Origin of the sequence: Alistipes sp. 56_sp_Nov_56_25 (assembly GCF_001915285.1) — a bacterium.
Lineage (GTDB): Bacteria > Bacteroidota > Bacteroidia > Bacteroidales > Rikenellaceae > Alistipes > Alistipes shahii.
The window spans coordinates 97859-110440 of record NZ_MNQF01000001.1 but is presented as its reverse complement, the minus strand read 5'-3'; the positions used below and the strand labels follow the sequence as shown (position 1 = coordinate 110440).

The following is a 12582-nucleotide window of genomic DNA, read 5'->3' as shown; positions in this document are numbered from 1 at the left end:
AGTCTTTTATTTCTGGGGAACCGTATTATCACCGTACATGCTGAGCTCGGACAGCATGAAATAATCGTTCAAGGCCCGCGGAGGATATATATCGGGGTGTGAACCGGCCCCGCTCCACGTACGGCGTACGACAAACCGTATATAATGAATCGGTTCGGCATCAATGGGAAAGTCGAAGGAGAAACCCGCTCCGCAGGCCGCCAGAAATATCTCCTGCTGGTTGGCTCCTTCCGGCACATCCGGCTTCACGATCTCGAATTCACCGAGGCATTGCCAGTCGTTTTTCCAATGCTCTTTCGCTACCGGATCGCCACCCTCTTCCGGCTCGTCGAATTCCGGAATGTCCTGCCAATAATAATCATGCCCGGAGAGCATCTCCGTTTTCAGCGCAGAGGTTCCCCACACTTCGAAATTACGCACGTTGATGCTTCCGAACGGCTCCGATGCGGTCCGCAGACGGGGATACAGCACAACGCGGCTCATTTTCATCCGCTCGCCCAGATCAATGGTGAACATATGTCCGTTCCCGAACTTGCTGCCAGACAGCCAGGCGTCCGAGTTGGTATTGATGGACGTGTGCCAGGTTCCGTTGCACACATTGGAAAACGCCCAGGTGTCGCTTACGACATCGCCCGGCAACCTGACGCGGGAAAACGGCTTCTTCGACATCGTCTCATAATAAGGCGTCGTAGTCAGCTCCAGGGTATCGGACGTATTCCCCCAGTTGTCGATCAGACACGCGCCGAACGTAGCCTCTTCGGCCTCGAACCCACGGAACGTCTCCTTCACCTCTTCGAGCCGGGAGAAACGGTATTCGTTGTCCCGGAATTCGCCGTTCTCATCCTTAACGAGGAATGCGACTCCGACCTCCGTGTTGAAGCGATTCTCCCAGAAGACCGACACGCCGCCGAAATCGGTCACCATCGAAAGCGTCTGCCGGACGAGGTAAAGCGGAGCAGTCAGGGGTTCGAAGGTTTTGACAACGGGTTCCGACCTCACTCCGTTCCGGGAAACGGTGTAGAAAGCAACCGTTACCGGATCGGTCGTAGCAAATCCTTCCATACGAATGGTATTGCTGTAAACCGACGATCGTTCGACGCATTTCTTACCATTCCGTTCATACTCGGCCATGACATACATGACTTCTTCGGAATCCGGGATCGAATACGTCGCAATCCCGCCTCCGTTAATCGGCGTTATGACATAATCTTCGATCACGGGAGGCTCCGGACCTGCCGGGCCTTCATCTCCGCTGCATCCGGACATCGTCGTCAGAGATGCCGAACACATAAAAAACACTATCGCTGCATATATCCGTTTCATATCAATTCCATTTTTCATTACCACCCGAACGTCTGTTCCAAATTCCTGTTCACAAGCAAATCATTGAGGCTCAACGGCCACAGGTACTCCTTAAACGACACCGAACGGCCCGGATACACCTCTTTCCGGACATAATAGGCTTCGGCCTTGCTTCCAAGGTTATCCCACCCATAGGTTGCCTGGGACCAATGCTGCTGCGCTGTTTTCCACCGGCGCATGTCCCAAAAGCGCTGACCTTCGAAAGCCAGCTCGATCAGCCGCTCCTTCCGGATGATCTCCCGCATATCCGCCTTGTACTTCGGCCGATCGGGATAATTGGAATACTGGCTCCAGGCATTCACGACCCCTTCCAGGCCGTTCACGGCCCGCACTTTGTCGATCCACTTGTAAACCTCGTCATCCGGTTCGTCCTTCACTTCGTTGAGCGCCTCGCTGTAAAGCAGATACAAATCCGCCAACCGGAGCAACGGCATCCGATAATTATAACCGCTGTACACGGGACCCGTGGACTGGCCCTGGCTGGCGCTCGTCTCGAATGCGACGAGTTTCTTGACCATATACCCCGTAACAGAGCCATTTCCCGGCTCCCCGTATCTCATTTTGAGCATATTGAAACTGGCCCCCGCATTCGACGTCGTGGTCGTCAGTTCATAATAGCCCCGGTCGAAACCGAGACTTCCGTAAAATCTCGGCTCCCTTTCCATATTCAATTTCGCCGTGATTTCATTGACCCCGACAAAATGTCCGCTGAAGGTGCCGGCTTTCACGATATCGAAATTGTAGCGGTCCGCATAGGGCCAGGACTTGTCTTCCTCAATGGGAACTCCTTTGCTCGTATAAAACAGCTCCGCCATATTCGCCGAAGCGGCCATCATGCCGATTTCGGAACGCGTATCTTCGCTGAAGACCTTCGCCATCAATGCCCGCTGCATATTCCCATACGATGGGAAAGCCCCGAGTCCCGAACCTTTCCCCTGGCCGAAACTCGCCGTAGACGCCCAGACCTGTCCCGGATTCCATCGTTCGGTCACAGCCTTGCGGACTGTCATGGCTTTAGCCTGCTCGTCGTCCATGGCCATCGACCCAGTAAATTTGCTTTTATCGAATTCGTAAAGCGCGTGTCCGGCAAAATGGCACGTGTCGATCGCTTCTTTCAACGCTTCCGCAGCGCGTTCCCACTTTTCCCGGCTGAACGTCGGAGAGACCAGCTGCCTTCCCCGGTTATCGGTCCAATTCGCATAGTCCGAATTTCCGTTGAACAACGGACTGGCCGCGAGCACGAGGGCTTTGGCCCGGATTCCCAGCGCGACGCTCTGCGTGATGCGTCCGTCGTCCTGAATAGGATTGGGCGGTGTCGTCGGCAAATCGGGCGCGGCCTCCTCAAGCAGGTTCACGATGTAATCAATACATTCGTCCACGGGTTCCCGGTATACCATCGTCTCTTCGGTAGGGGTCGAAATATCCAGATTTCTGTCAACGATGGCGACCGGGCCGTACAAAGACACCAGCCAATAATGGTAGTAAGCCTTCAGGAATTTCACTTCGGCAATCCATCGTTTCCGTTCATATTCCGGAATATCCCGGGGCGTGCCGATTCCTTCCAGAAAGATGTTGCAGTAACGGATCGCCCGATACATTGTCGGCCAATAGTTCTGTTTGGGACTGTTGGCATTCTGCTGCCCGTTCGCTATGGCATACGCCGCAGTTCCGACAATCCAGTGCATGCTGCCGATCTCGAACTCGTCGTGGCTGGTAAAATAGGCCGGATAATCGTATGGATTCGTCGGGTCCGGCAGGAACGAATAGCAGGTAAAGAGCGCCTTTTCGGCCGCAGCCCTGTTCTTGAAGGCGTCTTCGATCGTCGGAGCATCGTCCGGCACGACATCCAGAAAATCACAGGCCGTCATCAAGGTGATAGCACCCAGAAGCGATATAAAGTATCTATAATGTTTCATGGTCGTTTTCTATTAAAAATTCAAATTCAGGCCAAGATTGAAAACCCGCTGAAGAGGATATCCGAGACCGTTTCCGGCCATTTCCGGGTCCCACATCTTAAAGTCGGACAGGACGAACAGGTTGGTCGCATTGAAATAGATCCGCGCCTTATCCATCTTCACCTTTCTGGTCCACTTCACAGGCAGCGTATAGCCGACTTCGAGTTTTTTGAGCCGCAGGAAAGATCCGTTCCGAAGCCACCAGGTACTGTTCACCGTATTATTGGGCACTACGTCGTCAGCCAGTCTCGGCCATAGAGCGTCCAGCTTACGGTTGTCTTCCGACCAATGGTCGTCGGCATAATATTTCAGCAAAGCCCGCTGCCCGTTATTGAGGAACGGCGCCGTCTGCGTCGGACTGATCATAAATGAGGAGCGGCCCGATCCCTGGAAAAAACAGGAAAAGTCGATACTCTTGTACCCCAGCGAGAAGCCCACTCCATACACGACCTCGGGGGCCGTCGGGAATCCGATCGGGACCATATCGTTGGAATCGATCACCTGGTCATTGTTAATATCTTTGTATTTGATATCGCCCGCCCCATACTGAATGCCGCTTCCGGACGATACGGTCTGGACGGGAGAATTCTTCACATCTTCGTCGTCGATGAAAAGACGCTCCGCGATATATCCGTAAATCTGATTGATCTTTTGTCCCACATGCGAACGCCAGGGCGTATCGGAGAAATCGGCCTCTTCGTATTTGGTATATTTCCCGATCGCATACGTATAGTTGAACATCGCCGTAAGCCAGAAATCCGGATTAAAGGACTTGTTGAAATTCATCGAGATTTCGAAACCCTCGGAGTGCGCCTCGCCGACATTGGAGGTCGGCGTATATCCCAACCCCATGGTGCTCGGTATGTCGGCCCGCGTCTGAAGGATGTTCTTCCGCTTGTCAAAAAAGTAATCCGCCTGAATGTCCAATGCGTTCCAGAGTCCGAGTTCCACGCCGAAATCCGCTTTCCGGGCGATCTCCCACGTGATGTCGGGATCCGCATAGCGGTTTATGGCGATTCCGGGACGCGAATAGGTCAGATCCGTTCCGAACGTGTACCCGCCGGCCTTCATGTTGATGTTCGACAAATAGAAAAACCGGTCTTTGAGATTTCCGATCTGGTCGTTTCCGACAAGTCCGTAAGTCGCTTTCAGTTTCAGTTTGGTCAGCACCTTTTTCACCGGCTGCATGAATTTCTCGTTGGAAATCATCCAGCCGAGACCGATCGACGGGAAAAATCCGAACCGATGGCTCTTTGCGAATCGTTCGGAGCCGTTATAACCGAAATTGCCCTCGATGAAATAGCGGGAATCGTAACCGTAAGCAAGCCGCCCGGACAGCGAAATATTCCGGTTCGGCAACGACTCGTACAACGACCACACCTCCGTGGTGGAGGCATTCCGGATCGTACCGACCAACATCGCCGTAATATTGTGTTTCTCCGCGATCGTCTTGGTGTAATTGGCGCGAAGTTCCCCGTACAAGGTCGAAGTCACGTATTTGTTTCCGCCGTTAAAATCGAGGTATTCGGTTCCGTCGTCGGGATTGAGCGACTGCAACCGGTATTCGTCGTTGGACAGCCCGGCGACGGGTGCGTAATAAAACGGCACGAACCCTCGCTGCAAATCATAGTACGAATCCCGTTTCAGATTGAAAATTCCCGATAACACCAATCCCTCCAGCGCATTCTCGAACGTATGGGTCAATTCGACCTGGCTCGTCATCATCGAAGACGAACTTTTCTTGAATCCGCTTACCATTTCAGCATACGGATTCGTATAGACGAGTTTGCCGTCCTGGGTCTGGTTTCCGAAAAGGGTATGAGTCGTATGGCTGTGCTCTTCGTCCGGTTCATAAAAAGGGAGGAACATGACCGAAGTGGCATTACGCGCAGCGCTGAACATCTCGCTGCCCTCTTTCTTGGGTCCCGTGCGCTCGTCGAACGTCCCGTAGAAGCGGATGACCGCCTTGGTCCTGCGCGTCAGTTTGATGTCGACGTTAGAGCGCAGCTGAAACCTGTTCAGCTTGATATTGTTATCGAAATTATTCCGGCTGTCCTCCTTCAAAATGCCCTGATCCCTCAAAAAATTGGCGGACAGATAATATTGTACGGCCTTACCGCCTCCGGTGATATTCATGCTGTAACGCTGATTGATGGTAAAATCCTTCATCATGTAATCGTACCAATCGACAGACGGATAAAGCACCGGATTCTTTTTAAGTTGCGTATTCAGGATCTTCGCGGTAGAATAGGGCATCATCTTTTCCGCACCCCATCTTGTCCTCACAGCCTCGTTGTGCAGTTTCATATAGGTAACCGGATCGGCCAGCTCCACGAGGCTCGTGTTCATGGAGGTCGAGATTTCGGCCCGGACCGAAAGCCGCACGCTCTCTTCCACTCCGCGCTTGGTTGTCACCAGAATAACTCCGTTCGCACCGCGCGCACCGTACAGGGCCGCAGCGCTGGCATCTTTCATAACCGAAAAACTCCCGATGTCATCCACATTGAGACGGGCCAGATCGGAGGAGCTCATTTCGATTCCGTCGATCAGAATCAACGGGTCTTTTTTACCGGCGCCGAACGAAGTCACTCCGCGAATGAAAAATTCGGCGTCGTCGAGTCCTGGCTCTCCCGAACGCTGGTATGCAATCACACCTGCCAGCTGACCGGCAAAAGCGCTCGTAAGGTTGCTGGCCGGAATACGCAGCTTCCCGGGGTCGACGGTCGACACGGATGCGACGACGCTCTCCTTCTTCTGCGTTCCGAAAGCCACGACCACAACATTCTCAATCTCCTGCGACTCGGGCTGAAGGACCACCGCAAAGCGGTCCGCCTCTTTTGCCAGAATCTCCTGGGTCTTATAACCGATATAGGAATACACGACGATGTCCTCGGCATTTACATCCAATTCATATTTTCCCTCGGAGTCCGTGGTGACACCTTTGGTGGTGCCCTTTATCGTAATGGTGACGCCCACCAGCGAAAAGCCGTCGGGATCGACCACCCGGCCGGTCAGTTTCATCGGCTTCGCCGCCTGTGCCGCGGCAAAAGCCGACATGACGAACAACAAAGAGAGACAAAAGGCCCGGAAGGCCACTGTTATTGGCTTTCTTTTCATAGGTTTATCGTATTAAAGATCGGATTAATCGTTCATCGAATGGGCATCCATTCCACGAACAGCATTCAACGTAGCATCCGTTTGGCTGAGATAAATGAGTATGCCGCGGCGCACTCTTTTGAAATAGGAAAAATTGCTGTCGTAATTGTCGAAATTCATAACAATCGCATTGATGTATTCGCGCGCTTTCGCCGGATTTTTCCGCTCCAGCATTTTCAGCAATTCATAATCATAAATGCCGTCCCTCATCGCTTCAAGCCGGATCGAAGAGTATAGTTTGCGGTATCCCGGATAGGTTATGTTGGCATCGCCGGCCGGAAGTTTACCGCGGTCGCGCGAAGCGTCGGACGTCAGCGGGTCGCTGCCCCAGAAATTCAGCCCCCAGTGAAGATAGCCGACAAGTCCGTATTTGTAATTGATCCAGTGCAGGATACGGGTTTGCACGAGCGGCTGCTCCAGAAAACGGTTGGCGTAATTTCCCCGGGGACCTACGCAGGTGTAAAACCAGATTTCTTTGCCCTGTTTTTTGAGGTCCTGGTAAAATTTCCAGTCGCGGTGTATCACGTCCAGCACCGGAACCCACACGTCTATCGTTCCGGCAAGTTCCCGGGAGGTAAGCACGGCATCGAAGACCGGAACCCCCGGCAGGTGTTTTTTCACATATTCGCTGATCGCCCCGTAAGACGGTGCATTCCGCGCCGTCGGCTCGTCGGCAATATGCTGCATGTAGCGGCCATACCATCCTTTCTCTTCGAGATGGGCTTTCAGCGCGGGCAGATACTGATCCAGATAGTTCTTCGTCCGGGGGTCCGTGATGGGCAGAATCACCCGGCGCAGTCCGTTTTCCACCTTATTGGGAGCGGCCGTCCCCTTGTATTTCCGGGTTTCCTCGTTGTCCGGAAGCAGAATCTCGACATGGAACGGTTCGTCCCAGGCGCCGGAGCGCCAGGCGAGGTGCCCGCCTTCGATTCTCTTCAGAGGGGTCTCTCCCACCGCATCGAAAAGTTCCACTTCCCGGTCGAACCGGCTGAAGTCAAAAGTGTATTTACCGTTATCATAGGTCGCCAGCACATGCCAGGAAGGAAATATCCGAAGAACGTTCTGTTTGTGCGAAACCATCATTCGAGCATGGACGCCGATCAGTTCCCAATATAAGTCGCTGTACAGTTCGACCGGAGCCATTCCGTTGAGATAGCTCAATGTCACCGGCGAAGTGTGTGCGGACCAGTTGCTCACCAGAAGCGAAGTCTCCTCTATTGTGACGGGAAAAACCCGTACATAAAAATCCTTGCTCCACGACTGTTTTTTCCGGTCGACCTGTCCTTCTATAACGAGCCTCCCCTTATAAAGGCCCGGTTCCGTATCCCTGGCAATCGGAACGGTGACCCACACCGGCTGCACATCGTTCACCTCCATATCCATTTCGACATCCGTCAGAATTGGGTCGGGGAAATAATCCGACGGAGTTCGCAGCAGATCCTTGGACGTCGGCTGATACTTCCGGCCGGCCCTTACATATCCGACCCAACCGGTCTGCGCGCCCTCGATCTCTCCGGCTCCTCCGGCGACAGATTCCACATAGGCCCGCATCCCTTTTATCTCACGATTGGACTTGATGACCACCTGAAGCGTCGCATATTCGCCCCTGGCGACTGCAAGGGTGTCGATTTCATCCACGAAATAGCGCCGGTCCTTGAACACTTTATCCAAAGCATCCACCTGATAAAGATAGAGCGCCGGATCTTTCGCATGCAGGGCTGTCAGACAACAGAACACGCCGCAAAAAATTAGAATAAGTTTTCTCATACTGTTAATTTTAGATTGGTTAGTGGTTCACTGTTATTCAAAAAAGCCGGTTGTCGGCCTTTGCCGTAAGCGTCTGAATCAAGGGTTTGTAAAAATCCAGGGCCGTATCCGAAGCATACTCTCCGCGTCCGACCACTTCCAGAAACTCCTTTCCGTTCCGATGCGCCGTTTCATCTTTTTGTGCGGCAAACCATCCGTCAGCCAGTTTGCGGGCTTTCGTCTCGTCTCCGGCTATATGCCAGGCGGCGGATTGCAGAAGCAGGTATTCCGGGGTGTTTACATTCGAACCGACAAGGCGCTGCAAGAAGTGCTCCCGTTGCCCTTTCAGCCCCCCGCGTTCCGCAGCAACGAACGACAGCCAGTCTTCGAGTCTCGTGTCGATCACCTCGTCATACGGTTTGCCGACGCCGAGATTCCGCGGCCACAATTTCGCCTCTTCAATTTTATCCAAGGCCGCTTTATGCTGCTTTTTCCGCATTTTATCCACCGCCAGCATCAACTTGATATGTTTTTGCAGGTTGATTCCGTCCTTTGCCCCTTCGAACGGAAGGATGCGGGTTTTCGCAAGGACCCGTTCGGCTGCGCCATACTCTTCATTGCAAATCAAGGCTCTCACCAAAAGCGTTTCCGTCGGGAAATGGTTCCGCTTCCGCCGGCTGAACTCTTCGATCACGGACAACGCTTTCCGATTTTCCGAATGCCGCATGTAAAACCGGGTGAGCGCATGTGCATAGCGCCACTCCGCACCGTCGAGCGCCACGGCTCGCCTGTAATCCGCCTCCTGCAACGTCTTGTCGGGTTCGAGACTCGCCCTCGTTATGTAAAACGGCGCGAAATCGGGTTCCCGGCCTTGTTTTCGCAACAACTCCAAAGCCTCGGCATCGTTATTCCGGGAATAGTGGACAAGCGCCAGCAAATAGGCGCTCCGCCAATTTCCGCTCTCCTTCATCGCCCATTCGAATACCGGCACGCTCTCCTCGCGAAAAGGAAACACGAACGACACATCGGAAACATCGGCTTTTTCCAACAGCTCCCGATCCTGCGACAGATATGCGCGCCAATACGCAGTTTCCGCATCGCCCGGCGACATCGACAATACCTTTTCCGCCCGGCCGACCTGCCCGATCGAATAATACCAGATCGCCAGTTCCAGATAATTCTGCACAGCCATCTCATTTCGGATCAGCGACTGAAAGGCGGTCCGGTTCTTCTCGTCCGGGTCGGCCCAATAGCGTTCAAAGCGCACGAAGTCATTGAGCGGATCGCAGTTTTCGATCGCCGAAAGCACGGCTTCGGCGTCTTCCGAGAGGCAATCGGACGCCATATACAACATTTTCAGGCCTTCAATGTTATAGGCATTCCCGATCAAACTCTTCCGGGCATACTGAACGCCCTCTGCATACTGCCCGTCCCTGACATACAATTTGGCCAACTGCGTGCAGGCCGCACTACGATATTCATTCGTAAGCGCCGCGATTTCGAATCCGTCCATCGCATCGTCGGTCCGGCCGAGCCTCATCGCCGCACATCCCATCAGGTAATTGGCCTGTGCATCGTACGTATCGACGGCAAGCGCCCGCATCGAACAATCGAAAGCTCCCTGACAGTCGTTCCGGTTAAGCAGCAGGACGGACATCAGATTGAGTCCCGGCACATAGCACGGGTCATACCCGATACTTTTCCGGGCAAAAGGTTCGGCTTCGGCATAGTTGCGGAGCCATACGAGATACTGCCCCCGCACCCATTGTCCGTAAGCCGTTTCCCAATTGAAATCCCCGGGGGCGACCATCGGACGGGAGAGCGTCTTGTCCCGGCCCGTCCACAACTCCACCCCGGAAGCCATCACCCGCCCCAGAGAGTCCGGAGAGACCGGCACCTCCATCCGGAAGGGTTTTCCGGGAGACCAGTCGGTCCTCCGCTCCGCAATCTCTCTTCCCGATTTGTCATATACTTGCAATACGACGGATTCGCGGCGAAGCGGAGAGACGACGATCTCCGTACCCGATTCCGTCCCCTTCAGATTGACGACGCCTTTCAACGTCACGTCGGCCGCCCCTTCCGTCCCGTGATACGGGAACCAGTATTCCGTCCACATATCGGTTCCATAAGGGGCGAAACCGGTCTGTTTGTAAGGAGTCAGAACGCTCGTAACCATATTTTGATTGAACAGACGACCGCTTTGAAGCTCCACGTACTGCCCCGCATTATCCGTAAGCAATTCCTCCCAGATGTCGCCCTGATCCGACAATGCCCAACTGAACATCTTCCGTCCCGGCTTGTCGTCCCGCTCGCTGTAATGCATCATCCCGAAATTCCGGTCGGCCCACCATGTTCCGAAATATTTGTCGCGCGTACCAACGATGTGATACGATTTAGACCACAGAAAATTATTCTCGCGCCATTTCGAAAGATCCTTGCCGTACTCCCTGTCATAGGGCCAATCGTGAATAGTGCCGTCGTGCCGCACGACCATCGTTCCGGGATAAACGAATTCCAGATCTTCCGTCGCCGAAACGCCCGAATTGGCCCAACTGTAATAAGGCTGCGAAACGCCCGAGCTATTATGCCACACGGAATTCGTCTCAAACCAGATTCCATCGGCCGGCAGCCGTATATCGACGCTCCAGGTCGTCCGCGTCAGCAAATCGAGCATCCGGATGATACAGCTTGCGCTGCCGTCCGCGTTTTCGCGGGTCAGATAATCCACCGGATATGAAGTCGTAGGGCTGTGCCCCACCACTCCGTAATTAAACTCGATGCCTCCGCTCGTCCAGGGTCCGCGCAGGGAAATATCGCGGAACTTGACCACGTCGTTGTCATAAATATATGCGAGGCCTGTCGTTTTATCCGTAGCGCCCCACACCTTGCCTCCGATCTCCGGCATGATGGTGACAGCCACATAATCATTTTCCAGCACCACGACATTCCATGCCTTGTCTTCGGCCCGGTCCGTGAATCCGTCATACCGAAAATACGGATATATCTTTCCCCGTACAGCTATCGGATTAGGATCTGAAAAAGGATATGTTTTATACACCGTGCGCACCTCCCTTACCGTGGCCCGAGGCCCGCCTGCTGCAAATACGGCAGCAGGCTGCACAAGAACGTACAAAAGAAAAATCAGGATAACGTGTTTCATGGTCTTGTCGTTATGATTATGGCGGATCTCTTCCGGCTACTGCGCCATCTGCGGAACCATGTATTTTTTATCTATTTCCATCATATAGGCACCATCCCTGTATCGGAACATGACGTTGCTGATGAACATGTTGCGCGGATGTATTTTCTCTTTGCTGTTGTGTGCATGGAAGACGATACGCAACCGCCCCGTTTTATCTTTGAACATGGCGCTGTGTCCCACGCCCACCAGGTCTCCGGGGAACTGCAATAGCGGATTATGACCGTATTTGGTCCACGGGCCGACAGGAGAGTCGGCCATCGCGCATCCGACGCCGTAATTGGGGCTTTCGTAGCTGTTTGCCGAATAGGTCATGTAATAAATACCATTATGTTTTATCACGAAACAGCCTTCGTTCACCCGCGGCCACACGGTCTCCCATTCCTGGGAAACATGGATACATTTTTGCATGGTCCCGGGTTTAATCCGGAGCAGATCATTTTCGAGTTCACACATCCAGATATTGAGACCGTCGTTAAAACGATCGAAATACATGTATTTCCGTCCGTCATCATCAATGAAAAGAGTGTTGTCGATACACTTCTCTCCTTCGATCATCGGTTTCTTCTCCTTCTGCACAAACGGACCCAAAGGCGAATCGGACACCGCGACGCAGACATGCGATTGCGCGGAGAAAAACATATAAAACGCTCCGTTGATACAGTAAACCTCCGGAGCCCAAAACCAGCGGTCTCCGTATACGTCGTCCTTATGCAGGGCCAGGCCTTCGGCAGCCCGCCCGGAAGCCTGGCGCCAGGTTTGCAGATCATCGGATTCGAAAACGGCGATTCCATGCTCGGCCTTTGTTCCGTAAGCGTAATACGTACCGTCATGCAACAGAATAAAAGGATCGGCCAAAGGCACATGCACCACCGGACGTTCCTTCTGTGATTCCGAAACAGACTTTTTCTGTCCGGGAGTTATCAAGCCGCATCCGTTCAATAACATCAAAGTCATCCATGCAAAAATCGCTGATTTCATTTTCATTCGAATTCCGTTTTTAAGGTTATAGCAAATGTAGCAGAGCCTCAATCCTTTTCGGGAAAGTATCTCGTCAAAAAATACGACAGTCCGGCACCTGTCGCACAAAGCAAATACACGCTGATTATAAGATAGTTACATAAAATAAATGTAAGTTTGTAGCATAATTTGACCGAAATGCGT

General features: G+C 53.1%; 6 protein-coding genes. All 6 read right to left on the bottom strand.

Going from position 1 to position 12582, the window contains the following annotated elements; all coding sequences use genetic code 11:
* Positions 1-6: 6 nt before the first annotated feature.
* The 6 genes from BHV64_RS00360 to BHV64_RS00335 all read right to left on the bottom strand — a co-directional run bounded on the left by BHV64_RS00360 (position 7) and on the right by BHV64_RS00335 (position 12405).
* The gene (locus BHV64_RS00360; protein WP_278409181.1) at positions 7-1266 is read right to left on the bottom strand and encodes a DUF5126 domain-containing protein; all 1260 of its coding nucleotides are present in this window, start codon (positions 1264-1266) and stop codon (positions 7-9) included.
* A gap of 74 nt (positions 1267-1340) precedes the next feature.
* Complete coding sequence (locus BHV64_RS00355; protein ID WP_288115445.1) at positions 1341-3278, bottom strand: RagB/SusD family nutrient uptake outer membrane protein; 1938 nt, start codon at positions 3276-3278, stop codon at positions 1341-1343.
* 12 nt (positions 3279-3290) lie between these two features.
* Entirely contained in the window at positions 3291-6434 is a 3144-nt protein-coding gene (locus BHV64_RS00350; RefSeq protein ID WP_288115444.1) for a SusC/RagA family TonB-linked outer membrane protein, read from the bottom strand.
* 24 nt (positions 6435-6458) lie between these two features.
* Positions 6459-8240 (bottom strand): DUF4091 domain-containing protein, encoded by a 1782-nt coding sequence (locus tag BHV64_RS00345; RefSeq protein ID WP_168949028.1) that lies wholly within the window; start codon positions 8238-8240, stop codon positions 6459-6461.
* Positions 8241-8277: 37 nt separating this feature from the next.
* Positions 8278-11379, bottom strand: coding sequence for a DUF5107 domain-containing protein (locus tag BHV64_RS00340; protein WP_288115443.1), 3102 nt, complete (start codon positions 11377-11379; stop codon positions 8278-8280).
* Positions 11380-11415: 36 nt separating this feature from the next.
* Complete coding sequence (locus BHV64_RS00335; protein ID WP_288115442.1) at positions 11416-12405, bottom strand: glycoside hydrolase family 43 protein; 990 nt, start codon at positions 12403-12405, stop codon at positions 11416-11418.
* Between the last annotated feature and the right edge of the window lie 177 nt (positions 12406-12582).